General features: G+C 64.2%; 22 protein-coding genes. 11 read left to right on the top strand and 11 right to left on the bottom strand.

Translation table 11 applies throughout. The features are described 5' to 3' along the window. Window positions 1-240 precede the first annotated feature (240 nt). Entirely contained in the window at window positions 241-930 is a 690-nt protein-coding gene (locus A5634_RS18200) for a transporter (RefSeq protein ID WP_065145427.1), read from the top strand. Window positions 931-1,338: 408 nt separating this feature from the next. On the opposite strand, the gene A5634_RS18210 is transcribed toward A5634_RS18200, so the two are convergent. The 11 genes from A5634_RS18210 to A5634_RS18260 all read right to left on the bottom strand — a co-directional run bounded on the left by A5634_RS18210 (window position 1,339) and on the right by A5634_RS18260 (window position 14,328). After that, window positions 1,339-2,454, bottom strand: coding sequence for a Zn-dependent alcohol dehydrogenase (locus A5634_RS18210; RefSeq protein WP_065145429.1), 1,116 nt, complete (start codon window positions 2,452-2,454; stop codon window positions 1,339-1,341). A 73-nt stretch (window positions 2,455-2,527) separates the two neighbouring features. Further along, window positions 2,528-3,391: a phytanoyl-CoA dioxygenase family protein gene (locus A5634_RS18215; RefSeq protein ID WP_065145430.1), complete on the bottom strand. Its 864-nt coding sequence runs from the start codon at window positions 3,389-3,391 to the stop codon at window positions 2,528-2,530. A 318-nt stretch (window positions 3,392-3,709) separates the two neighbouring features. Then, window positions 3,710-6,778: a replicative DNA helicase gene (locus A5634_RS18220; protein ID WP_065145431.1), complete on the bottom strand. Its 3,069-nt coding sequence runs from the start codon at window positions 6,776-6,778 to the stop codon at window positions 3,710-3,712. Window positions 6,779-7,308: 530 nt separating this feature from the next. Next, window positions 7,309-7,767, bottom strand: coding sequence for a 50S ribosomal protein L9 (gene rplI / locus A5634_RS18225; protein ID WP_065145432.1), 459 nt, complete (start codon window positions 7,765-7,767; stop codon window positions 7,309-7,311). Between the two features lie 40 nt (window positions 7,768-7,807). Next, window positions 7,808-8,062, bottom strand: a complete 255-nt coding sequence (gene rpsR, locus A5634_RS18230; protein WP_065145433.1) for a 30S ribosomal protein S18 — start codon at window positions 8,060-8,062, stop codon at window positions 7,808-7,810. A 35-nt stretch (window positions 8,063-8,097) separates the two neighbouring features. Then, window positions 8,098-8,619 carry a single-stranded DNA-binding protein gene (locus A5634_RS18235; protein WP_065145434.1) on the bottom strand — a complete coding sequence of 174 codons (522 nt, stop codon included), beginning with the start codon at window positions 8,617-8,619 and terminating at the stop codon, window positions 8,098-8,100. 79 nt (window positions 8,620-8,698) lie between these two features. Further along, window positions 8,699-8,989, bottom strand: a complete 291-nt coding sequence (gene rpsF / locus A5634_RS18240) for a 30S ribosomal protein S6 (RefSeq protein ID WP_055578152.1) — start codon at window positions 8,987-8,989, stop codon at window positions 8,699-8,701. Window positions 8,990-9,100: 111 nt separating this feature from the next. Then, window positions 9,101-9,739 carry a DJ-1/PfpI family protein gene (locus A5634_RS18245; RefSeq protein ID WP_065145435.1) on the bottom strand — a complete coding sequence of 213 codons (639 nt, stop codon included), beginning with the start codon at window positions 9,737-9,739 and terminating at the stop codon, window positions 9,101-9,103. Continuing rightward, window positions 9,739-11,385, bottom strand: a complete 1,647-nt coding sequence (locus A5634_RS18250) for a glycosyltransferase family 87 protein (RefSeq protein ID WP_065145490.1) — start codon at window positions 11,383-11,385, stop codon at window positions 9,739-9,741. Before A5634_RS18250 ends, A5634_RS18245 begins: the two co-directional genes overlap by 1 nt. A gap of 8 nt (window positions 11,386-11,393) precedes the next feature. Then, window positions 11,394-13,901: a transglycosylase domain-containing protein gene (locus tag A5634_RS18255; protein WP_065145491.1), complete on the bottom strand. Its 2,508-nt coding sequence runs from the start codon at window positions 13,899-13,901 to the stop codon at window positions 11,394-11,396. Next, on the bottom strand, window positions 13,894-14,328 hold the full coding sequence (locus A5634_RS18260; RefSeq protein ID WP_065145436.1) for a DUF5318 family protein: 435 nt from the start codon (window positions 14,326-14,328) through the stop codon (window positions 13,894-13,896). The genes A5634_RS18255 and A5634_RS18260 overlap by 8 nt, the downstream gene beginning before the upstream one ends. A gap of 113 nt (window positions 14,329-14,441) precedes the next feature. Between A5634_RS18260 and A5634_RS18265 the strand changes: the two genes are divergently transcribed. The 10 genes from A5634_RS18265 to A5634_RS18310 all read left to right on the top strand — a co-directional run bounded on the left by A5634_RS18265 (window position 14,442) and on the right by A5634_RS18310 (window position 23,897). Then, window positions 14,442-15,308: a DUF1707 SHOCT-like domain-containing protein gene (locus tag A5634_RS18265; RefSeq protein ID WP_065145437.1), complete on the top strand. Its 867-nt coding sequence runs from the start codon at window positions 14,442-14,444 to the stop codon at window positions 15,306-15,308. A gap of 162 nt (window positions 15,309-15,470) precedes the next feature. Next, window positions 15,471-16,013: a PadR family transcriptional regulator gene (locus A5634_RS18270; RefSeq protein WP_065145438.1), complete on the top strand. Its 543-nt coding sequence runs from the start codon at window positions 15,471-15,473 to the stop codon at window positions 16,011-16,013. 65 nt (window positions 16,014-16,078) lie between these two features. Beyond that, window positions 16,079-17,173, top strand: coding sequence for an inositol-3-phosphate synthase (locus tag A5634_RS18275; protein ID WP_065145439.1), 1,095 nt, complete (start codon window positions 16,079-16,081; stop codon window positions 17,171-17,173). 328 nt (window positions 17,174-17,501) lie between these two features. Continuing rightward, window positions 17,502-18,395, top strand: a complete 894-nt coding sequence (locus A5634_RS18280; RefSeq protein ID WP_437339988.1) for an alpha/beta fold hydrolase — start codon at window positions 17,502-17,504, stop codon at window positions 18,393-18,395. A 17-nt stretch (window positions 18,396-18,412) separates the two neighbouring features. Continuing rightward, entirely contained in the window at window positions 18,413-19,225 is an 813-nt protein-coding gene (locus A5634_RS18285; RefSeq protein ID WP_065145441.1) for an LLM class F420-dependent oxidoreductase, read from the top strand. Between the two features lie 99 nt (window positions 19,226-19,324). Beyond that, window positions 19,325-20,053 carry a GntR family transcriptional regulator gene (locus A5634_RS18290; RefSeq protein WP_065145442.1) on the top strand — a complete coding sequence of 243 codons (729 nt, stop codon included), beginning with the start codon at window positions 19,325-19,327 and terminating at the stop codon, window positions 20,051-20,053. 36 nt (window positions 20,054-20,089) lie between these two features. After that, window positions 20,090-21,877, top strand: coding sequence for an ABC transporter substrate-binding protein/permease (locus A5634_RS18295; protein ID WP_065145493.1), 1,788 nt, complete (start codon window positions 20,090-20,092; stop codon window positions 21,875-21,877). Continuing rightward, entirely contained in the window at window positions 21,874-22,623 is a 750-nt protein-coding gene (locus A5634_RS18300) for an amino acid ABC transporter ATP-binding protein (protein WP_065145443.1), read from the top strand. Before A5634_RS18295 ends, A5634_RS18300 begins: the two co-directional genes overlap by 4 nt. 68 nt (window positions 22,624-22,691) lie before the next feature. Further along, window positions 22,692-23,192 (top strand): MarR family winged helix-turn-helix transcriptional regulator, encoded by a 501-nt coding sequence (locus A5634_RS18305; protein ID WP_065145492.1) that lies wholly within the window; start codon window positions 22,692-22,694, stop codon window positions 23,190-23,192. A 39-nt stretch (window positions 23,193-23,231) separates the two neighbouring features. Next, complete coding sequence (locus A5634_RS18310; protein WP_065145444.1) at window positions 23,232-23,897, top strand: SDR family oxidoreductase; 666 nt, start codon at window positions 23,232-23,234, stop codon at window positions 23,895-23,897. The last annotated feature ends 1 nt before the right edge of the window (window position 23,898 follow it).

Consider the following 23,898-nt stretch of genomic DNA (forward strand, 5'->3'; position numbering starts at 1 on the left):
CTCCTCGTCGTTCTGGTGACTTCGTGACGTCCACAGTGGCTGGGGTATGGCCTTGCTCACTACGACAGCGCGCACCTCGTTTCGTCCGGGCGAGTGCAGGGTGCACCGGGAGCGGTGCCGGGGTGTCTGACGAGTGCACGGTGCACTTGGTGCGCGCCGAACAGGTGCGCAGTGTCGTTGTGACCGCAGTCACCGGCTGGCGACAGTAAAGGCACCTGAATCTTGAAAGAAACCTTGGCAATGAAGGACGTGGCGTTCCTCCTGTCCGATGTGTGGCTGATCATCGTCGGCTTCTCTTGCGGCTGGAAGTTCCTCCGCAACTACGGCAACTGGCTGCTCGGCCTTGAATGCTTGGTCGTCGGTGTATCGGCGACAAACTTCCTCGTGGGCTCGCTGCTCGGCCCCGAAGCCGGCCGCGTCCCGTTTTCCGTCGCCTTTTTCCTCGACGCGTTCTCCCGGTCATTTGGCTTCACGCTCGTCCTGGTGTTGGGCCTGATGGTGGTGACCCACCGGTATCAGCCGACCCTGGCGGTGGAGGTCGGCGCGTTCGGACTCGCCGTTGTGGGCGGATTCGTCCTGGGCGGGCTCGACCACTCGACGCTGCACGTCGGCCCCGCCACCTTCTACGTCGTGATGAACCTGTTCACCGCGCTGTTCCTCGCGTACTTCGTGACGCGACTGTGGGCGATCGACGCCAAGCGCCTTGCCGGCTGGGCGGCGCTGGTCACGGCTGCGGGGACCACGATCGCGGTCACCTACGACTTCTTTCCGCTCCCCTTCGACGACGAACTTCGCACGATCTTCTACACCGCCGCTCTGACGACGTGGGGCGCTCAGGGCTTGGTCTACTACCTCGCCTACCGCGCAATGCACGCCCACAACATTTCCGCCGGTGCGAAGCCGGACCAGAAAGTGACAGCACTGTCATGAGCACCCACACCATCGAATACAGCACCTTCACCGGCTGGATCGACGTCCCCACCGACCTCCAACCCGCTCTGACTAGCGGTCTCACTTCTTCAGTGGGGTTGTCGGAGTAGGTGTTTGAGAGCCTCGGCGGTCGCCTCGACGTCGGAGCTGGTGTGCGCCGTGGAGGGGAAAACCTTGCCCGAGGGCCCCGTGGAGTCCGGTGTTCCCGCCGACGGCAACGTACTGCAGGAGCGAGCCGTCCCGGTTGAGCAGCTCTTCGGCCGCACGCAGCAACTGCTCGGCCATGTGGACATCGTTGAAGCTCGCCGCCACCAGGTCGTCCAGCACACTGGACGACCTTCCTTTGCTGGCAGGCGCCGCGGTCCCTTGCGTGTTCTTCTGCAGGCTTCCGGCGGGCGGACGAGATGTTCACCAGTACTTGATCACTGAACGAATTCCGACGCCACGCTTCATCTCGTCGAACCCCTCGTTGATGTCTTCCAGGTCGATGACCCGAGTGATGAGTGAGTCGAGATCGATGCGGTTGTTCATGTAGTGCTCGACGAGCATGGGGAAATCGACGTCGGCCTTGCTTGAACCATAGTTCGAGCCGATGAGCGCAAGCTCCTGGTCGGACATGACAAACGGATCGATGGTGACCTTCACGCCGTCCGCCACTTGCCCGGCGACCACGGCAGTGCCGCCGCGGGCCAACACCGCGTAAGCGGCCTCGATGGTCTGCGGCAGTCCGATGGCCTCGATCGCGACTTCCACCCCTCGACCATCCGTGAACTGCGCGACCTTCGCCGCCAGATCCTCGCGGGCGCTGTTGATGACCTCTGTGGCTCCGAAAACGCTTGCGTAGTTGAGCTTTTCGTCAGAGACATCGGCAGCGATGATCTTTTGCGCGCCCACCATACGAGCACCCTGAATCGCATTCAGCCCGACGCCGCCGCAGCCGATGACAAGCACCGTATCGCTCGGACGCACCTTTGCGGTGTTGACCGCTGCCCCGACCCCCGTAGTGACTGCGCAGCCGATGAGCGACGACGGTTCGAAGGGCGCGTCGTTCCGGATGGCGATCGCACCCGATTCGGGCACCATCACATACTGGCCGAACGTACCGAGGCCGGCGAAGCTGAGCACGTCCCCGTCCGCATCCGTGACACGCGACCGACCGTCGAAGGAGAGATGGTTGGCCGAATGCTGGCTCACCATGTCGCACAGGACGGGCCTGCCGCTAAGGCAGTAGCGGCACCGACGGCACGAGGGCGTCCAGGAGAGAACAACGTGATCGCCGGGCGCCAGCGTCGTGACTCCCTGCCCGACGCTCTCGACGATCCCGGCGCCCTCGTGGCCGAGGATCATGGGGGTCGGCGCATCCCATCCACCTGCGATCACATGCAGGTCGCTGTGGCACAACCCACTCGCCTGCATCCGCACGAGTACGTCGCCGGGCGGCGGAGTCGAGGGGATCGAAACTTTTTCGATGGTGAGTGGCGCATTCGCGGTCCGGAAGATGGCGGCGTCGAATTCGATGGTCATGACATCTCCTGAAGGTTATTGAATTCCGGCCGCAACGCGTCGCGGCTCCGCCCGTCTGGCCCGCACTCGTCGGTCAGAGGTCGAGGTAGTCCGCGAGCTCGCTGTAGTCGACCTGCCAAAGTCCCGGAGAGCCGGTCGGGTACTGCGAGCGGAATCCGATGAGGCTCTGAACGCGGGGCGGGAGTGATCGTGCAAGTTCGCGGTCGACGAGAAACGGGTAGGCCTCCTCGCCCACCAAGAAGCCCGGGTTGAGTGCGAAGCTGACCGCACGGCGGTACTCGTCGGAAGTTCGGTTCGCGCCGCCGCCGTGGGCGGTCTTGCCGCTGAAGAACTGCGCGTCGCCAGCGCTCATCTCGGCCGGAACGGTCTGCTCAGGCGTGCCGCGGTCCTCGAAGTCCCCCCACTTGTGGCTACCCGGGATCACTCGGGTGGCGCCGTTCTCCTCAGTGAAGTCGGTCAGAGCGATCAGGAAGTTGATGGTCACCTCGGGCCCTGCGGGCCCCATGCCGACGAACGGAAACCAGTTCTCCAGGTCGCGGTGAAGCATCTGCGCGGCGTTGCCAGGACCGATCTCGATCACCTGAGCCGTCGTCATCCAGTAGGTTCCCGATTCTTCGAGAAACACCCCGTCGGCCAGCGCATGAACGAGGTCGTGATCGATCACTTCGCGGCGGAACGTCTCGCTTCGGGTGACCAGGTTGGTGAGGCGTTTGGTGTTCCGACCGTGAAATTCCGCGACGATTTCGTTGTCGTGCTTGGAGCCGGCATTCAGCTCCCGCAGGGCCGGGTCGATCTCGGCGTTGAATCGTGCGACTTGATCCGGTGTGAGAAGTCGTTCAATGATGACACCGCCATCCTCGCGGACGATCGACAGAATCTCGTCGATCGGAGCTGTACTGGCGATCGCGCGTAGTTTCGCAGTGGCAGTTGCAGACATGGCGGCGACACTTCCTTGCTGTGGTCGGGGTGATCCGGGACTCCACAATGGGCGACACTCGACCCACGGGACTACAGCATCCGGTCGCAGATTTCGGTGGTAGCGGTGCACACTGCACTACCCCGGGTGAGGGCATACCTACTCCAAGTGGACGTGCCGCATCGAGAATGTCAGATGACCATGGCCCCGGAACGCGGTCACCGCACGCCGTTCAATTCCCGTGTGCGCGCCATCAGCGGCATCTGAAATGGCGTTGAATTCTCCGCTATGTCAGGGAATTGAGAACCGATGCACGCGGGGAGGACTGCGACGTAGGTCCTACCGCGCCATATTCGCAAACCGCGACAAATGCAATTGATGCGCGACCGTCACCGTCTTGGTCGGTCCGTTACGGTGTTTGGCCAGAATGAAATCCGCTTCTCCCCCACGTGGATCATCGCGTTCGAATGCATCCGGTCGGTTTAAAAGAATGACCATGTCCGCATCTTGCTCTAAACTATTGTGAATATTTATGCAGTTGGCTACAAAATTATGTGTTCTGTCCACGGTTCCATCGTAGACGTCCTGCTCGCCGATGCTGGTTATCTCAACAATGGTGTCCCAGAAAACGTCGCTGGTGGCTAGCGAATGAAGTTCTGGATCCTCAAGCGTTGCGGCTACCCTGTGCAAGAGGGGTCTTCCGGGGGCGTGCCTTGACCTCTCGCCGCTAAGTTGCAGTCGCGTCGTTGCTCGAAACTCACCGCGACTAAAGCCTCTGCGCCCCAATGCTTCTCGTATCGAGTTCCATACGTCAACCGGTACCGTGTCAGCGCCGGGCCGACGGGTCCTACCTACCAGGTGCTTAAGTACAATTTCGGCGGATTCGCCTCGAGCGCCATAGCCACCGACCTTCGTCAGAAAAGCCGTCTGATTCTGCGCCCTGTCAATCCACAAGTGCCAACAGTCGCGATAATTCCCCTTTCGCATCCGAGTAATCCTGCTTTGAATGCCCAAACGCAGAAGCAATTGCGCGACATCGTCAACCAAACGACGGCTTGTGGACGCATAGTAGATCCGTCCGATTTGAACCTTCGCGTCCCAACGCACCGATCCGTCCGTCGCCCACAGGTGCCGAAGGAATAACGCCACCTGATCGTTGGGCGCTTGAAAGACGGGGTGCGGCACGAACTTTTCATAACTGCGCTTGCCGAACAGTCCCAGCTCGTCCAACCAGGCCGCGATCGGGTTGCGCCGACCATGCGTCAACCGGTATGGCGCCGGCAACCGCAGGGTGGTTGCCCGCGCAGCAGGATATTCGTCACGCACGGCGGCCACACCGAAATGCCTCGCCGCCGACGTCACCGCGAGGAGATTGGCCTCATCGATGGAGGCGTAGCGAATCGGCTGGCGTTTCACACACGAACCATCGCCAATCATGTGTGCCAGCATGATGACCTCAGAGTCGTCCATCCGCTGCGTGTCGACAGGCTCGGGAACGCGTCGCGGTACCGCGACGCGGTCGCCAATCTTCAGTTCCTCTAACGGAGTCCACCCTTCAAGCTTCATGAAGGGGTGGTTGCCGGTTGCCTCGACTTCGCGCCCAGAGGCCAGCCGCAGTCGGAACACCTCTTTGCGCCCGCTCGAAAAAACATTGGTCATCGGTCGGGCGACCATGCGCAGGCGCTCATCCAATGACCACACCAGCGGTCGCTCGCCGGTTCGCATCAGCTCCCCAAAGGTGACTTCAGAACCGTTGTCGGCGCGCAGGATTCGCGTGTTGGCGGTCAGGCAGCCCGACTCACGAAGGTCGGACAGCATCGGTTTCTTGTCGGTGCGCTGCTCTGGCCCACGGTTGAGCTGGCTGATCGCGACTACCGGAACCTCGAGCTCTTTGGCCAGCAGCTTCAGATGCCTGGAGAACTCCGACACTTCGATCTGTCGCGACTCGACCTTCTTGCCCGATGTCATCAGCTGCAGGTAGTCGACCACGACGAGTTTGAGGTTGGCCTTTTGGCGCAGCCGACGCGCCTTGGCGCGGATCTCCATCATGGTCAGGTTCGGCGAATCGTCGATATACAGTGGCGCTTCACTGATTTCGCTCATTCGCCGGGCCAGCCGCGTCCAGTCGTCGTCGGTCATTCGGCCCGAACGCATATCGGCGAGTTTGATTTTCGCCTCAGCCGACAGCAGCCGCATCACGATCTCGGACTTGCTCATTTCCAGCGAGAAGATGACGCTGGCCATGCGGTTTTTGATCGAGCAGGACCGCATGAAGTCCAGCCCCAGTGTCGAGTTGTGGGTCGGCACCATGCCGCGGCCGGCGAGGTAGAGATGCGCGGGGTTGTCCACTTCGACACAACGCACCGCAACACTGGGCACCCGGCGCACCGACACGATCTGCAGCACCTTCGTCAAAACGGTGACGTCGGACCCCGCCGATCCCGCTGGTGCGATCGTGTCCAGGCCGCTGCGCAGTTGTGCCGAGCTCCGAGTGCCGTAGCCCGTCGGCCAGAGATGCTGCGCATCAGCGACAATTGTTGTGCCATCAGAGAATTCGATCTCGTAGCACGGGCGGCCCAGCAAGATCTCGGTCCCTGCGATGACCCGCGTTGGGTGCCCGTCGGCATCGAGCAACTCATCACCGACGGCGACATCACCCATCGTGGTCCAGCCGAACGGCGTGGGCAGCGGAGTGCCGAGTGCCAGCGCCTTCCCGACACCTGGCCGCGCCGCCACGATGATCATCTGTCCCGGGTGCAGGCCGTTGGTCACCTCGTCGAGTTCGGTGAACCCGGTCGGCACGCCTCGCGACATGCCTCCGTTGGAGGCGATCGCATCGATCTCATCCATCGTCGGCTGCAACAGATCCTCGAGCGGTACGAAATCCTCCGACGTCCGCCGGTCGGCGACCTCGTAGATCTCGGCCTGAGCGCGGTCCACGATTTCGGCCACATCGGCCCCGTCGGCGCCCGCGTAGCCGTACTGCACCACCCGGGTGCCGGCCTCTACCAGGCGACGCAGCAGCGCCTTCTCGGAGACGATGGTCGCGTAGTACCCCGCGTTGGCCGCAGTCGGCACGGTCGAGATCAGCGTGTGCAGGTATGGCGCGCCACCGATGCGGCGTAGCAGCCCGCGGCGGTCAAGTTCGGCGGCCACGGTGACCGCGTCCGCGGGCTCGCCACGGCCGTAGAGGTCCAGGATGGCGTCATAGACGTTCTGATGCGCCGGACGGTAGAAGTCGCCCGGCCGCAGGCGCTCCAAGACGTCGGCGATGGCGTCTTTACTGAGCAGCATCCCGCCCAGTACCGACTGCTCGGCGGCTAGGTCCTGGGGCGGCTGGCGGCCGTAATCTTCACTCGGCGCCGAGGCATCCATCCCGGGGTGCGGCAAGTCATCGACAACGGCCATGGACCCTCACCTCCTTTGACTTTGCACCGAACATATATTCGACCACTGACATCCGAGCACAAGTCAAGGCACCGACCCCCACCCCCCGATTTGTCCGCGTCGTCAAAGCGCCACGAGGAACGTAAACGTTGCTGGCGCGGTGTCCAACAGGGCTTGTTCATGAAGCTGTGCATCGTGTGTGCATATCCGTGAACGCCAATGTTGAGGGGGGTGTGGAGAACCTGTGGATCAATGCGGGTAGGCATGGCATCACTGCTGCTGACCGCCATACAACGCCGTAAATCTGGTGTGGACAAGAATTGCATCGGCGTGTCGGTGCAGGTTATCGCGCCGGGCGTGTTGGTTTTCTGACAGATTTTGGCCGAGTTAATGGTTGGTTACGCCGACGGTCGCGCGGCGGCTTCGGATTTGTTCGCCAGAGCGCCAAGAGACGAAGTCGAAGCTCACAAGAAGCTCACGGCAACTTCAGGGCAGCCGAAAACCCGGTGTGGCCGAACCGGCCACACCGGGTTGTTCACGGATGCGGCGAGTTAGCTCTCGCCCACGACCTCGAGTGCGACCTCGACGTCGATCTCGGGGTGCAGGTGCACCACCACCGGATGGGTCCCGACCGACTTGATGTGGCTCTTGGGCAGTCGGACGATCCGCTTGTCCAGATTGGGCCCGCCCGCCTTCTTGATCGCGGCGACGACGTCGCCGGCGGTCACCGAACCGAACAGCTTGCCGCTGTCGGAGGCGGTCTTCACCGGGAGCGACACCGAACCAAGCGCCTCGATGGCGGTCTTGATCTCGTTGGCGTGCTCACGGTCGCGGACGGTCTTGGTTTCGCGCGCGCGGCGGATGTCATCGGCTTGCCGCTGTGCACCGCGGGAAGCGACGATCGCCAGCCCGCGCGGCAGCAGGAAGTTGCGGCCGTAGCCGTCCTTGACCTCGACAGTTTCGCCGACGGAACCGAGGTGGTCGACGTCAGCCGTAAGTATCAGCTTCATCGTTTCGCTTTCATTGGGCTCTTGTTGTGCGCTGCGGCATCTACCGCGTGGACGAGGTGAAGGGCAGCAGCGCGACCTCGCGAGCATTCTTCACCGCGATCGCGATGTCCCGCTGGTGCTGCACGCAGTTACCGGTCACCCGACGAGCCCGGATCTTGCCGCGCTCACTGATGTAGGTCCGCAGCAGGTTGGTGTCCTTGTAGTCGATGCTTTGGTCCTTCTTGGCGCAGAAGACGCACTTGCGCGCCTTGATCGGCTTCTCCGGCGCCGGGCGCCGCTTGGTGGACTTGGCCATGTTTGTGTCTTACTTCCGTTCTTGAATTTGCTGTGTCAGAAGGGCGGTTCGTCGTCGCCGCCGCCGAACGATCCCGATGCCGGGGCGCTGCCCCACGGGTCGTCACCTGATCCGCTGGACTGCGCGGGCGCGGACTGCCGCGACCCGCCACCGCCACCGCCGCCGCCGCTGTAGCCGCCGCCACCGCCGCTGCGGCTCGCCTTGTTCACCTTGGCGGTGGCATATCGCAGTGAAGGTCCGATCTCGTCGACCTCGACCTCGACCACGGTGCGCTTTTCGCCCTCGCGGGTTTCGAAGGACCGTTGCTTGAGACGCCCGGTGACGATCACGCGAGCGCCGCGGGTGAGGCTCTCGGCCACGTTCTCGGCGGCTTCCCGCCAAATGTTGCAGCGCAGGAACAGCGCCTCGCCGTCCTTCCACTCCCCACTTTGGCGGTCGTAGATGCGCGGGGTGGACGCCACGGTGAAGTTCGCCACGGCAGCACCCGACGGAGTGAACCGAAGTTCGGGGTCGGCAGTGAGGTTTCCTACGACAGTGATAGTCGTGTCACCAGCCACAATGTCCTCCTTGGTCCCGCTGATTCCGGCCTGATGGGTTGTTGGGAACTAGCCTAGGCAGCAGCCCCGACAGGGGCGGCTAGTGCTTGTCGGTGCGCATCACCTTGGTGCGCAGCACCGACTCGTTCAGGCTCAATTGGCGGTCAAGCTCGGAGACCGTAGCTGGGGCGGCCTTCAGGTCGATGACAACGTAGATGCCTTCGGCGTGCTTGGCGATTTCGTACGCCAGCCGCCGCCGGCCCCAGATGTCGACCTTCTCGACCGATCCACCGTCTTTCCGGACGACGTTCAGAAACGTCTCCAGGGACGGGGCAACGGTGCGTTCGTCGAGCGTGGGGTCAAGGATGACCATGATTTCGTATGGACGCATAGGGACCTCATCACCTCCTCTGGTCTGAGCGGCCACGGACGTTCCGCGGCAGGAGGGTCGCCTGCGTCGGCAACCGCCCTAGGCTACCGGACGACAGACGTACCTGGAAATTCACTTCCGCGTCTGCATGAATTCCAGAGCTCTGGCTCGCGTCGCCTCGTCAGCCTTGGCCAGCGAACCGGAGTCGACCGGCGGATCCGGGTCGTACTCGATGAGCAGCTGAGCCGCCTGGGCCGCCTCCCGGTCGAACAGCAGCTCGACCAACCGCAGTGCCATGTCGATGCCGCTGGACACCCCAGCCGCGGTGATGATGCGCTGCGGCAGGTGTTCGACGACGCGCTCGGGTACATACCGTGCCCCCAGCCGGTTCAGCTCTTCGGCGGCCCGCCAATGGGTGGTCGCGGTGAGGCCGTCGAGCAGGCCGGCACCGGCGAGCAATAGCGCCCCGGTGCATACCGATGTGGTGAACGCGGTGCCGAGGTGAACGGCTTGCAGCCAGCCACGAACGGTTTCGTCTTCGACAAGGACCCGGGTTCCGATACCGCCGGGAACCACGACGACGTCGGGCGCCGTGACCTCGTCGAAGGTCGCATCGCAGCTGACGCCGAGCAGACCATTTTCGGTGCGCACCTCACCGCGCTGATGCCCGAGGAACACCACCTCGACCGACGGAATGCGTTGCAGCACTTCGTAAGGCCCCACCGCGTCCAATGCCGTGAACCGTGGAAACAGCGGGATGGCTACCTGCATCAGGTCCTCCCGCCCACGAACTCAGCGTCGGCATCGGGCGAAACCTCGGGCCGTGACCGTAAAGACTTGGGTCGCAACCACTTTGGTAGCCAGTCGGGGGGTGCATCGGGCGCCAGGTCATAGATCCCGCCGGCGGGGTCGTCGACCCTGCCCTGCCAGCGCACCAGATCCTCGTCCGGCCGATAGATCTGCCGGACCACCAGAACACACAGCAGCAACACCGCGATATCGCGCAACAGCACCGTGGTGGTGAACCATTGCTCGGGCAGCGAACGGTTCGGGTTTCCGTACAGGTAGTACATCCGGGGCACCCATACCAACGCGTCAATCGTCATCCACGCCAACAAAACCCGGCGATGCGGTAAGGCCAGAACCGCCAACGGTACCAACCACAGCGAGAACTGGGGACTCCACACCTTGTTGGTCAGCAGGAAGGCCGCCACCACCAGGAAGGCCAGTTGCGCCAACCGCGGCCGCTGCGGTGCGGTGCAGGTGATGTAGGCGATTGCCGCGCAAGACAATACAAAAAGCACCGTGACAACGGTGTTGAGCACTACCGGTGGTTCCCAGAAGCCGAGCGACGGGTCGAAGCCGCGCCAGCCCGTATACGACTTCACGACATTGAACAACGAATCCATGTCGTCGCCGCGACGGGTGTTGAGCCGGAAGAATTCCGACCAGCCACGCGGATAGAGAACCATCACCGGTAGATTCACCGCCAGCCAGGTCGCCGCGGTGATCAGCATGGTGCGCAGCACATCTCGCAGCCGACCCGTTCGAATTCCCAGCACCAGCAGTGGTCCCAGGAACAACAGCGGATACAGCTTCGCAGCGGCACCGAGTCCGATCAGTACGCCAGCCAACATTGGTTTGCGCCGCGCCCAAGACAGCAATCCACTCATCGCGAAAGCCGTTGCCAGTGCGTCGAAGTTGGTGAATATCTGGAAGATCAGCAGCGGTGAGGCGGCCGCCAACGCGGCATCCCATACCCGGCGACCCGCCAGTCCTGCCGTGGACCAGACGGTGACCAACCATGCCAAGGCCAGTCCGAATGCCGAGAAATTGAAGAACATCACCACTTCGGCGACGACCGGAAAGGGCAAGACCTTGCTCAACGCCGTGTAGGCCTTGGCGACTCGCATCGAGGCGTACTGGTAAACCCCGGTCAACACCGGATATTCCATGTAGCGCACGGCAATCTGGCCGTCGTAGCGAATTTGGGGCATGCCGCCGCCGTCGGTTTCGATCCAGCTGGATTTGTAGGGAAACTTGCCCTGGCTCAACAACTCTGCGCCGTAGAGCGGCACAGTGTCGGAATAGCACAGCTCGTAATAAGCCCGTTGGTTGTCCCAGTTGGCTACCCGCTGATCGCCGGTACCGGTTCCCGTGCTCTGCAGGCAGGCCGCCTTTGTCGACCAGCCCAACGCCAAAAACACCAACGCCAACAGAAACATGACCCGTACCGGGGTCATGAACCGCGTGCGGCCGATCAGGGCGTGCCGACCAACGGGTCCACCGACGAGGTTGGCTAGCGCGCCCCCCAATACGTCGTTACGACTTGGGCAATCCCGGCTGTCTGCGCTGCGGCGGTCGGCGGCAAGCGGCCGCGGCGATATGGTGGCGCGCTCGGTGGCCGCCTCGCTCACGGGCGGGGTCACGGGGGTGGCTGGGGAACTTCGTTGGGCGGCGGCAGCGGCGGCGCCGCTGAGGGCCCCGCGGGCGCCGAGGGCGCAATGGTGATCGTCTGCGGGGGCCCGACCGGGATGGTGATTCCTGGCGCTACCTCGACGGTGGGCTGAATCACCGTCTCCGACGGCCGCGGCGGCGGTGGCGGCGGGGGCGCAGGCACGCCGGCGTAGCCACCGATTGACGTCGGTTTGGGGAATGTCTCGTTGTCGGTGCCTTTGAGCGCACCGTCCATCGTCGCCTTCCAGATATCTGAAGGCAGGCCCGAGCCGTAAACCGCTCCGCCCGAGGCGTTTTCCAGCGGTTGATCACCTTTGACCGTGCCCACCCACACCGCGGTGGACAGCTGCGGGGTGTATCCGACCATCCAGGCGTCCTTGTTTGAGCTGGTGTCACCCAACTGCGTTGTGCCGGTTTTAGCCGCCGACGGCCGCCCGCCGGAAAGGCTGTGGCCGCGCGAATAACCGGCGATCGGTTGCATCGCCGCGGTCACGTTGTCGGCTACCGCTTTGGGGACGCGCTGGTCGCCGTTGTTGTCGGCGGTGGCCGCATCGAAGAGAACCTGGCCTTCGGCGTTGACGACCTTTTGCACGAAATGGGGACGGTGGTACATGCCGGATGCGGCGAGGGTGGCGTACGCCGACGCCATGTCGATCACCCGAGTTTGATACTGCCCCAACACGATTCCGTTGTTCGGTGGCCCGCCCTTGCCGTCCTCGGACAGCGTGTGCGCAACACCGGGAAAGCTTTCGGCTATGCCGGCTTGGTGCGCGGCGTCGGCCACAGCCTGCGGTCCGCCCTTGAGCTTGAGCATCAGCCGGTAGTACGAGGTGTTCAACGACATCTTGAGGGCCTCGGCCAGGTTGCAGGTGCCGCAACTCTCACCCTCGACATTGGTGATCTTGATGCCGTCGACGGTCAGCGGGGAGCTGTCCACCTGGTAGCCCAAGCCGATGCCCTGCTCGAGCGCGGCGACCAGCGCGAAGACCTTGAACGACGACCCGGTCTGCAAGCCCGCCTGCGCAAAGTCGAAGCCCTGGGCATTGGACCCGCCGTAGTAGGCCTTGACCGCCCCGGTGCGCGGATCGATGGACACTGCTGCGGTCCGCATGTCGGGATCTTGCCCGTCGAGGTACTTCGACACCGCCTTCTCCGCGGCCTGCTGGGCCTGCGGGTCGATGGTGGTGGTGACCTGCAACCCCTGGGTGTTGAGGGTCTGTTCGTCGATGTTGAACAACTCGAGCAGTTCCTTGGTGACCTGCCGTTGGATCAACCCGTTCGGGCCGGTGGTCTGATAGGCCGCACGGGCCTGATCCGGCGACACCGTGTTCGGAAACACCTGCGTCGCACGTTCATCGGTCGACAACGCCTTGGTCTCCACCATGCCGTCCAGGACCCAGTTCCAGCGGGTCACCGCGCCATCGGGGTCCACGGCTGGGTCCAACGTGGACGGCCGGCGAATCAACGCCGCCAGTAGGGCGCCTTCGGAGATGGTGAGTTGCTCGACGGGCTTGTCGAAGTACGCCTTGGACGCCGCGGAAATCCCGTAGGCACCGCGGCCGAAGTAGATGATGTTCAGGTATGCCTGCAGCACATCGTCTTTCGACCACTCCCCCGCCATCTTGGTCGCGATCACCAATTCCTTGGCCTTGCGCATCATCCCGCTCAGCCCGTGCTGGGCCGAACCGACCAGAGCGTTCTTGACGTACTGCTGGGTGATCGTCGAACCACCCTGCAGGTCACCGCCGAACAGGTTGTTCTTCGCCGCGCGGGCGAACCCGCTGAACGAGAAGCCCGGGTTGGTGTAGAAGCCTCGGTCTTCGGCGGCGATCACCGCCTGGCGCACGTGCACCGGTACCTGGCTGAGATTGACGTCGACCCGGTTACCTTCGGGCGGAACGATTCTGGCGAGCTCGGTTCCGTCACTGGCCAAGATCGTAGAGATCTGGTTCGTGCGGATGTCACCTGGTCGTGGCACGTCGACGATGAAGTAGGCCATCGTGAAGGTGACCAACGGCAGCAGGATCAGGACCGCCGCGCTCAAGTACAGCGAACGCCGAACCCATCTCCAGTTGATCTGCTCAGACCAGCTGGGCTTGCGTCGCGGCCCTCGCCCGCCTGACCGTCCCGACGGGCCGGCCGGGGGCGGCCCGCCCGAGGGGGGCGGAGCTTTGCTGAGCCGCTCCTGCTCGGGCCGCCGCGGCGGTGAATCCAGCGCCGCCTTGACCTGGTCCAGTTGATCGCGCGGCGGCGACGCCGCGGACGGAGTATCCAGCGCCGCTTTGACTTTGTCGATGGGGTCCGCGTGCCGCGACGGCCGGTCGTCGGGCACCGCCGGGATGACCGTGGTCAACCGGTCGTCGGGCGGCACCGGACGACGCTGCGGGGGCGGCGCAGGACTCTGGCTGGCGCCTTCGGCAGTCGACTCATCCGGTGTCTCGCTGGACGACTGGTGGTGGCGCCCTTCGCTATTCACTGGCCGTGCGGGCGCCGTTGCGCGCCGTCCGCCGTCCACCCGTCCCCCGGGGCGGGGGCGCGGGCCGCGCCGCACCGAGGACATACGACTTCACCAGGTGGTTCCAGCTGCAGGTACGGCACACCTCCACCACGTGTACAGCAAACTCGGAAAATCTGGTTGCCAGCAGCACGAGTTCTTCGGCCGTGCGCGCCGAACCCGACACCGCTCCCAGGTGTTCGCCGAAAACCCAGGACACCAGCGTGAGTTGCTCCTTGCGGCAGATCGGGCATATCACCTGGCTTTGTTTCCCGTGAAACTTAGCCGCGCGCAGCAAATACGGATTCGCATCACACACTTCGGAAACACCGGTGCGTCCCGAGTAGACCTCGGCCAGCAGTGAGCGCCGTCGAAGCGCGTAGTCCACTACCTGTCGCTGCAGTCGCACGCTGACCAGAGTACGTCGCCTTAGCCGGCACCGATACGCACCCAAGAGTGTTGTCGCGCCGGTAACGCGGTATTGGGTGCTCTTACTGCGCGGCGGACTTCTACGATCTCTCCGTGGCGAAATGGCAGGCTCGCGGCGGCTCGACGACCACCCGCGCCAAAGACAGCGACCGGCAGGATGCGTGCCGGATTCTGGACGACGCCCTCAATGATGGCGAGTTGTCGATGGAGGAACACCGCGACCGCGTCAGCTTGGCCACGCAGGCGGTGACGCTCGGTGACCTTCAAGATCTGGTGGCTGATCTGCAGCACAGTGGCCCGGTTTTGCAAGCTCCCGGACCTAAGAGCAAGCCGCTCCCGAGACCCAACGGTCTGGGTCTGGGAATCGCCGCTTTCGCCGTGACCGTGCTGCTGGGGATCGCGATCGGTTGGGGCCTCTACGGCAACACCACGTCCCCGCTCGACTTCACCTCCGACCCGGGCGCCAAATCCGACGGGATCGCTCCGGTGGTCCTGACTCCGCCGAAGCAGCTGCACTCGCTCGGCGGCCTCACTGGTCTGTTAGAGCAGGCCCGGAAACGCTTCGGCGACACGATGGGTTACCGCCTCCTGGTTTACCCCGACAACGCGTCGATGGACCGGAAGGACCCCACCGACGACCGTCGGGTGCTGGCCTACAACTACCGCGGCGGCTGGGGGGATCCGAGCAGTTCCGCCCGCAACAGCAGTACCGACGGCCCGCTCGTCGACCTGGGCAAGTTCGACGCTAAGACCGTGGTGGGCATTCTGCGGGGCGCGCCGGAGACCGTCGGGATCAAACAACAGGACGTCAAATCGATGTATTTGATCGTGCAACCGGGCAAGGATCCGACGACGCCGAATGCGTTGTCGCTGAGTATCTACGTGTCCAGTGACTACGGCAGCGGCAGCATCGAGTTGACCGGCGACGGCACCGTCAAGCAGGTCAGATACGCGAGCTGACCACCAGCCGCGCTAAAACCCATCCGCCCAGACAGCGCTCAGAAATACGTGTGACGAACAGCGCACGAACACTTGGTGGTGTTGTCGCTAATATATCGGAGCGATACTATGACGCGAGGCGTCGGATCGTCGTAATCAAGTCGGGCAAAGGGAGGTGAATCGATGCTGGAACTGGCCATTTTGGGTCTTCTCATCGAGTCACCCATGCACGGCTACGAGTTGCGCAAGCGGCTGACCGGCCTGCTCGGCGCGTTCCGCGCTTTTTCCTACGGTTCGTTGTACCCGGCCCTGCGGCGCATGCAGGCCGACGGGTTGATCGCCGAAAACGCCGCCCCCGCGGGGATGCCGGTACGACGGGCCCGGCGGGTCTACCAACTGACCGACGCGGGCCGTCGACGCTTCGGCGAACTGGTAGCCGACACCGGCCCGCACAACTACACCGACGATGGCTTCGGAGTGCACCTGGCGTTTTTCAACCGCACTCCGGCGGAGGCGCGCATGCGCATCCTGGAGGGCCGGCGCCGTCAGGTAGAGGAGCGCCGGGAAGGTCTGCGTGAAGCAGTCGCGCGGGCCAGTAGCTCGTTTGACCGCTACACCCGCCAACTGCACCAACTCGGGCTCGAGTCCAGCGAACGCGAAGTCAAGTGGCTCAACGAGCTCATCGCCGCAGAACTAGCGGCGCCCAATCACGTCGAACAAACGTGAATTTGGGAATACACGATCGAACAACTTCTTGAAGACACAGGGTTACGAGGTTAGGAGAACGCCGAATGAGTGAGCAGAACGCGCCACAGGCGCCTGAGGTACGGGTCGCCATCGTCGGCGTCGGCAACTGTGCGTCCTCGCTGGTGCAGGGCGTGCAGTACTACCTCGACGCCGACGAGAACAGCACTGTGCCGGGCTTGATGCACGTGACGTTCGGCCAGTACCACGTTCGCGACGTGAAGTTTGTGGCCGCGTTCGACGTCGACGCCAAGAAGGTCGGCTTCGACTTGTCCGAGGCGATCTTCGCTTCGGAGAACAACACCATCAAGATCGCCGACGTGCCGCCCACCAATGTCACGGTGCAGCGCGGCCCGACGCTCGATGGCATCGGCAAGTACTACGCCGACACCATCGAGGTGTCCGACGCCGAGCCCGTCGACGTGGTTTCGGCGCTGCGTGAAGCCAACGTCGACGTGCTGGTCTCCTACCTGCCGGTGGGCTCCGAAGAGGCGGACAAGTTCTACGCGCAGTGCGCCATCGACGCCGGTGTGGCGTTCGTCAACGCGCTGCCGGTGTTCATCGCCTCCGACCCGGTGTGGGCCCAGAAGTTCAAAGACGCGGGCGTGCCGATCGTCGGTGACGACATCAAGAGCCAGGTCGGCGCGACCATCACCCACCGCGTGATGGCCAAGCTGTTCGAGGACCGTGGCGTGCAGCTCGACCGCACCATGCAGCTCAACGTCGGCGGCAACATGGACTTCCTCAACATGCTCGAACGCGAACGGCTGGAGTCCAAGAAAATCTCCAAGACCCAGGCCGTCACCAGCAACCTGCAGCGCGAGTTCAAGACCAAAGATGTGCACATCGGCCCGTCCGACCACGTCGGCTGGCTCGACGACCGCAAGTGGGCTTACGTACGCCTGGAAGGTCGCGCCTTCGGCGACGTGCCGCTGAACCTGGAGTACAAGCTCGAGGTGTGGGACTCGCCGAACTCGGCCGGCGTCATCATCGACGCGGTGCGGGCGGCCAAGATCGCCAAGGACCGCGGCATCGGCGGGCCGGTCATCCCAGCGTCGGCGTACCTGATGAAGAGCCCGCCCGAGCAGCTGCCCGACGACGTCGCGCGCGCTCAGCTCGAAGAATTCATCATCGAGGGCTGAGCCCGCCCACTTCGTCCGTGCCGAGCGTCACGCCAGCGTGACGTCGGTCGTCGAGCGTCACGCCAGCGTGACATCGGCCGTCCAGCGTGACATCGGTCGTCGAGCGTCACGCCAGCGTGACATCGGCCGTCCAGCGTGACGCCAGCGTGACATCGGCCGTCGAGCGTGACGTCGGTCGTCGAGCGTCACGCCAGCGTGACATCGGCCGTCCAGCGTGACATCGGTCGTTGAGCGTCACGCCAGCGTGACATCGGTCGTCGAGCGTCACGCCAGCGTGACATCCGGTGCCGGATCGTAGAGTCCTCGTAGAGTCGACGTCGTGACCGAGTTGCCTCACGACGAACTGGCCGGACTATCTGAATTCGACCTGCTGGCCGAGAACGCCGAACAAGCCGGCGCTTCCGGTCCGCTCCCCGATGTGGAGCGGGTGACAGCGGGACCGATCAGCGCTCTGCGCTGGGGCGGTTGTGAACCGCGGGTGATCTTTCTGCACGGTGGCGGGCAGAACGCACACACCTGGGACACAGTGATCGTGGGCCTGGGTGAACCAGCGCTCGCAGTGGACCTGCCCGGCCACGGTCATTCCTCGTGGCGTGACGACGGTGACTACTCCCCGCAGCACAACGCCGACGCCTTGGCGCCAGTGCTGCGCGAGTTGGCACCCGACGCGGAGTACGTGGTCGGTATGTCGTTGGGCGGACTGACCGGGATCCGGCTCGGGGCGCTGGCACCGGAGTTGGTCGACGAACTCGTGCTGATCGACGTCACACCCTCTGCGCTGGCCCGCCACTCCGAGATGACAAAGGAACAGCAAGGCACCGTGGCGTTGATGCACGGCGAGCGGGAGTTCCCCAGTTTCCAAGCCATGCTGGACCTGACCATCGCAGCGGCACCGCACCGCGAGGTCAGCGCGCTGCGGCGCGGGGTGTTCCACAATTCGCGCCAACTCGACAACGGCAACTGGACATGGCGCTACGACGCGATCCGCGTGTTTCCGGATTTCAGCACGCTGTGGGAGGACGTCGAAGCGCTGGCCGCACCGGTGACGCTGGTGCGCGGCGGCACGTCGGGCTTCGTCAACGACGACGATGTCGCCGAACTCAGCAGGCGCGCAACACAATTCCGCGGCGCGCACGTCGTCGAGAATTCGGGTCACTCGGTGCAAAGTGACCAGCCGCGCGCCCTGATCGAGCTAGTACGTCAGATAATCGGCGCTCGCTGAGGCCTACGGTAGTCAATATGACCTCAACCGCTCCCGAACCCGGGCTGCCCAATTTTCCCATTCGCGTCGGCGTACAGCTGCAACCGCAACAAGCGCCGCGGTATGAAGACATTCGCGACGCGGTGCGCCGGTGCGAGGACATCGGCGTCGACGTCGCATTCAACTGGGATCACTTCTTCCCGCTCTACGGCGATCCGGATGGCGCACATTTCGAATGTTGGACGATGCTCGGAGCCTGGGCGGAACAGACCTCCCGAATCCAGATCGGCGCATTGGTGACTTGCAACTCCTACCGAAACCCGGAATTGCTGGCTGACATGGCTCGCACCGTGGATCACATCTCTAGTGGCCGCCTGATCCTCGGCATCGGCTCGGGATGGAAACAGAAGGACTACGACGAGTACGGCTACGAATTCGGTACCGCCGGCAGCCGGCTCGACGACCTGGCCGGTGCACTCCCCCGCATCAAATCGCGGTTGGGCAAGCTGAACCCGGCACCGACCCGCGACATCCCGGTCCTGATCGGCGGCGGTGGCGAACGCAAAACCTTGCGACTGGTCGCCGAGCACGCAGACGTGTGGCACAGCTTCAGCTCGGCCGACGAGTTCCCGGTCAAAGCCGAGGTGCTCCGCAAACATTGCGATGACGTGGGGCGCGACCCGGCCAGCATCGAACGCTCGGCCTCCGCGGGCCACGGTTCGGAGCTGATCGCCAACGCAGAAGCACTCGCCGAACTCGGAGTCACCCTGCTGACGGTCGGTTGCGACGGTCCCGATTACGACCTGACTGATGCGGAAACCCTGTGCCGATGGCGCGACCGCGCGAGTTAACGCGCGCTTCATCGACGAAACATCTCAACGCAGACGCCCAGTCATGAGAAACTTGCCGCGCCAGGGGCCGTCGGGCGGCTGAAAAGAGACTGCGAACTGATGCCTAAGAAATACGGGATCAAGGAAAAAGACCAGGTCGTGACCCACGTCCTGAACCTGCTGCTGACCGGGAAGCTCCGCAGCGGGGACCGGGTTGACCGCAACGAGATCGCACAGGGCCTCGGCATCAGTCGAGTGCCCATTCAAGAGGCGCTGGTTCAGCTCGAACACGACGGCATCGTGTCGACGCGCTACCACCGCGGCGCGTTCGTGGAGCGGTTCGACGAATCCACAGTCCTAGAGCACCACGAACTCGACGGCCTGCTCAACGGCATCGCCTCCGCGCGAGCGGCCGCCAACCCCACACCGCGCATCCTCGGCGAACTCGACTCGCTGCTGCGATCGTTGCGCGCGTCGCGAGAAGCGCGCGTCTTCGCCGAAACCGCCTGGGAGTACCGGCGCGTGGTCAACGACGAGTACGCGGGTCCACGCCTGCACGCCACCATCCGCGCCTCACAGAACCTCATCCCCCGTGTTTTCTTCATGACCTACCAGCACGGCCGCGACGACATGCTGCCGTCCTACGAAGAGGAAAACGCGGCGATGCACCGACGCGACCCGGAAGCCGCCCGCGCGGCCTGTATCGGCCGCTCAGAGCTGATGGCCAAGACGATGATCGCCGAACTGTGCCGCCGCGGTGTGTTTGCCCGACCCGGCGAACTTGGCGACACTTCCGCAGCCCAGCCGGAGGCCGAGATTCCCCGCGAGCCGTCCACGATCGTGCTCTGAGCGCCGCACCGCGGCGTGCTCGATACGGTGGCGGTGATGAGCGCGAAGTTATTCGGGATCGTCGCGACAATCCTGCTGGTGGCCGGGCTGGCCGGCGCGGCACCCGCAGCCGCCGACCGCAATCAGTGCGCGCCGCCCGGTTTGGACAGCGCCAACGTCTTACCGGACGACCTGATGTCGCGGACAGACGGCCAGAGCGAGGACTCGGATGACACCGACACCACAGCGTCCGTCGTCCCGTTGACCTCGGTGAACACCGCCGCGCTCGGACTCGGTACGCCCGGCGTCCTGCTGGCGGGCACGCTCTCGGATGCGCCGCCCAGCACCTGCATTAACGCCACTGGTCGTTACACCGGCTTCGACAACGAGTTGTTGCGTGCCATGGCCGCGAAGCTGGGTCTGCAGGTGCGCTTCGTCGGGACCGACTTCTCCGCCCTGCTCGCCCAGGTGGCCTCGCGACGTTTCGATGTCGGCTCCTCATCCGTCAAGGCCACCGACGCCCGACGCCATACCGTCGCCTTCACCAACGGATATGACTTCGGCTTCTACTCCCTGGTAGTGGCGCCGGGTTCGGCGATCAAGAAGTTCACCGACCTCAGCGTCGGACAACGGATCGGAGTCGTCCAAGGCACCGTCGAAGAAACCTACGTCGTCGACACCCTGGATCTGCAGCCGGTGAAATACCCGGACTTCGCCACGGTCTACGCAAGCCTGAAGACCCGCCAGATCGATGCGTGGGTGGCGCCGGCCAACCAGGCCTCGACCGCGATCCGGCCGGGCGACCCGGCAGTGATCGTGGCGAACACGTTCGGCACCGGCGATTTCGTGGCATACGCCGTCGCCAAGGACAACCAACCGCTGGTCGACGCCCTGAACTCAGCCCTGGACGCCGTCATCGCCGACGGCACCTGGTCCGCGCTCTACAGCAAATGGAAGCCACGCACGTTGGCGCCCGGCTGGAAGCCCGGATCGCGGACCGCTCCGGCCCCGAAGCTGCCCGATTTCGCGGCCATCGCCGCCGACCATCACCGCAGGTCGGTACAACCGGCCGTTCCCAAATCGACGCTGACCCAGCTGCGCGAATCCTTTCTCGACTGGGACATGTACCGGCAGGCCGTTCCCGCCCTGCTCACCACCGGCCTGCCCAACACGCTGATCCTGACTGGCAGCGCCAGCCTCATCGGGCTGGCGATCGGCATGGGGCTGGCCATCGCCGGGATATCCCACCAGCGCTGGCTGCGCTGGCCGGCCCGGATATACACCGACATCTTCCGCGGCCTGCCCGAGGTGGTGATCATCCTGATCATCGGCCTGGGCGTCGGGCCGGTGGTGGGAGGTCTGACCAACAACAATCCGTATCCGCTGGGCATAGCCGCCCTGGGATTGATGACCGGCGCCTACGTCGGCGAGATTCTGCGATCCGGGATACAGAGCGTCGATGCCGGCCAGCTCGAAGCATCACGTGCGCTGGGCTTCAGCTACGCGGCCGCGATGCGTTTGATCGTCGTGCCGCAGGGGGTGCGGCGGGTGCTGCCCGCGCTGGTCAATCAGTTCATTGCGCTGCTGAAAGCCTCGGCACTTGTGTACTTCCTGGGGCTGATTGCCAACCAGCGCGAGCTGTTCCAGGTGGGCCGTGACCTCAACGCCCAGACGGGAAGCCTCTCGCCACTGGTGGCCGCGGGCATCTTCTATCTGTTGTTGACCGTGCCATTGACGCACCTGGTGAATTACATCGACGCGCGACTGCGGCGCGGGCGCGCCAAACTCCAACCCGAAGATCCGCCGGAAGTGGTCACCTCGACCATCGGACCGGAGATGACGTGACCAGCACGGACCAGAAGAGGTCTCCAGTTTCGTTATCTGCCAAGGATATTCACCAGGTCCTGGCGGGCAACACGGTGCTGCGTGGCGTCGATTTGGACGTGCCGGCCGGCACCACTACCGCTGTCATCGGGCCGTCCGGCTCGGGCAAGTCCACGCTGCTGCGCACCCTGAACCGACTGCACGAGCCCGACGCCGGCGACATCTTGTTGGACGGCCGATCGGTGTTGCACGACGATCCCAATGAGTTACGCCAGCGCATCGGCATGGTGTTCCAGCATTTCAACCTGTTTCCACACCTCAGCGTGCTCGACAACATCGCGCTCGCACCGCGCAAACTGCGCGGGTTGCCTGCCGACGCCGCGCGCCAGCTGGCGCTGCACCACCTCGAGCGGGTGGGTTTGAAAGCCAAGGCGGACGCTCGCCCGGGCACGCTGTCCGGCGGCCAACAGCAGCGGGTTGCGATTGCCCGGGCGCTGGCGATGGCCCCCCAGGTGATGTTCTTCGACGAAGCCACCTCAGCGTTGGACCCCGAAATGGTCAAAGGAATTCTGCAACTGATAGCCGATCTGGGCGCCGACGGCATGACGATGGTCGTCGTCACCCACGAGATGGGGTTCGCACGGTCGGCTTCGGACGCCGTCGTATTCATGGACCACGGCAAAGTCGTGGAGTTCGGGTCCCCGGAGCGGATATTCGACGCCGCCGAGACAGATCGACTGCAGCGGTTCCTCTCCCAGGTGCTGTGACCAGCGCGGGCGCGCCCGGCCGACACGGTGTCTTCCGCCACGGAAATGTCGGGTTAGACTGCCGGTTTATGGCGGACAGCGAACCGACAGCTCCGGAGGTGAAGGAGCTGGCGGAGGGTTTGCACCGCTCGCTCTCCAAGTTGATCACGATCCTGCGCAGGGGGGACACCGCCGGCGGAACCGTCGCAGGCGAATTGACGTTGGCGCAGCTGTCGATTCTGATCACCTTGCTGGACCGAGGGCCGATCAGGATGACCGACCTGGCCGCGCACGAGCGGGTACGCACCCCCACCACCACCGTGGCCATCCGCCGCCTGGAAAAGGTCGGGCTGGTCAAGCGCTCACGCGACCCATCCGACCTGCGCGCCGTGTTGGTCGACATCACCGCGCAGGGTCGGGCCGTACACAAGGAATCGCTGGCCAATCGACACGCCGCGCTGGCCGCAATGCTCAGCCAGCTTCCGCCCGCTGACCTGGAAACCCTGATGAAGGCACTGGCGCCGTTAGATCGCCTGGCCGCCGGTGAGCCTGTCGCCGAGGCCGCCACTGCGTCCCCGGACGCCGAATAGCAAGCGCGAAAGTGGCTGACTGTCAACTAATCTGACGTCATGCCCACCGCACTCATCACAGGTGCCAGCGCCGGTATCGGCGAAGCCATCGCCAGCGCCTTGGCGCCCACCCACACCTTGCTGCTGGCCGGACGTCCGTCGTCCCGGCTGGACGGTGTGGCGGAACGCCTCGGCGCCACGACGTTTCCGTTGGATCTGACCGACACCGATTCCATCGAAGCCAGTTGTGAGGTCGTCGACGAACTTGACGTGCTGGTGCACAATGCCGGGCTGTCCATCCCCGGCCGGGTCGCCGAGTCGCACGTCGACGAATGGCGCGCCACGTTCGCTGTCAATGTCTTTGGTGCCGTGGCACTTACGTTGACATTGTTGCCCGCGCTGCGCCAGGCGCGCGGGCGCGTCGTCTTCATCAACTCCGGGTCAGGACGCAACGTGTCGCCCGGCATGGCCTCCTATTCGGCCAGCAAGTTCGCCCTTCGCGCCTTCGCCGACTCGCTGCGTGCCGACGAGCCGGCGCTGCTGGTCACCTCGATTCACCCCGGTCGCGTGGACACCGAAATGCAACGCGATCTCGTCGCCTACGAGGGCGGCGAGTACGACCCCTCGAAGTTCCTGCGCCCCGAGACCGTCGCCGAGGTAGTCGCCCACGCGGTGGCAACGCCTCGCGACGGCCACCTGCATGAAGTCGTGATCCGGCCGCGTTAGT

The sequence above is a fragment of the Mycobacterium asiaticum genome, from assembly GCF_001673365.1.
Taxonomy (GTDB): domain Bacteria; phylum Actinomycetota; class Actinomycetes; order Mycobacteriales; family Mycobacteriaceae; genus Mycobacterium; species Mycobacterium asiaticum_A.

Excerpts from the sequence above, each read along its gene's own strand:
- A5634_RS18200 (WP_065145427.1), top strand. The coding sequence starts at position 241 with ATGAAGGACGTGGCGTTCCTCCTGTCCGATGTGTGGCTGATCATCGTC.
- A5634_RS18210 (WP_065145429.1), bottom strand. The coding sequence starts at position 2,454 with ATGACCATCGAATTCGACGCCGCCATCTTCCGGACCGCGAATGCGCCA.
- A5634_RS18215 (WP_065145430.1), bottom strand. The coding sequence starts at position 3,391 with ATGTCTGCAACTGCCACTGCGAAACTACGCGCGATCGCCAGTACAGCT.
- A5634_RS18220 (WP_065145431.1), bottom strand. The coding sequence starts at position 6,778 with ATGGCCGTTGTCGATGACTTGCCGCACCCCGGGATGGATGCCTCGGCG.
- rplI (WP_065145432.1), bottom strand. The coding sequence starts at position 7,767 with ATGAAGCTGATACTTACGGCTGACGTCGACCACCTCGGTTCCGTCGGC.
- rpsR (WP_065145433.1), bottom strand. The coding sequence starts at position 8,062 with ATGGCCAAGTCCACCAAGCGGCGCCCGGCGCCGGAGAAGCCGATCAAG.
- rpsF (WP_055578152.1), bottom strand. The coding sequence starts at position 8,989 with ATGCGTCCATACGAAATCATGGTCATCCTTGACCCCACGCTCGACGAA.
- A5634_RS18245 (WP_065145435.1), bottom strand. The coding sequence starts at position 9,739 with ATGCAGGTAGCCATCCCGCTGTTTCCACGGTTCACGGCATTGGACGCG.
- A5634_RS18270 (WP_065145438.1), top strand. The coding sequence starts at position 15,471 with ATGCTGGAACTGGCCATTTTGGGTCTTCTCATCGAGTCACCCATGCAC.
- A5634_RS18275 (WP_065145439.1), top strand. The coding sequence starts at position 16,079 with ATGAGTGAGCAGAACGCGCCACAGGCGCCTGAGGTACGGGTCGCCATC.
- A5634_RS18285 (WP_065145441.1), top strand. The coding sequence starts at position 18,413 with ATGACCTCAACCGCTCCCGAACCCGGGCTGCCCAATTTTCCCATTCGC.
- A5634_RS18290 (WP_065145442.1), top strand. The coding sequence starts at position 19,325 with ATGCCTAAGAAATACGGGATCAAGGAAAAAGACCAGGTCGTGACCCAC.
- A5634_RS18295 (WP_065145493.1), top strand. The coding sequence starts at position 20,090 with ATGAGCGCGAAGTTATTCGGGATCGTCGCGACAATCCTGCTGGTGGCC.
- A5634_RS18305 (WP_065145492.1), top strand. The coding sequence starts at position 22,692 with ATGGCGGACAGCGAACCGACAGCTCCGGAGGTGAAGGAGCTGGCGGAG.
- A5634_RS18310 (WP_065145444.1), top strand. The coding sequence starts at position 23,232 with ATGCCCACCGCACTCATCACAGGTGCCAGCGCCGGTATCGGCGAAGCC.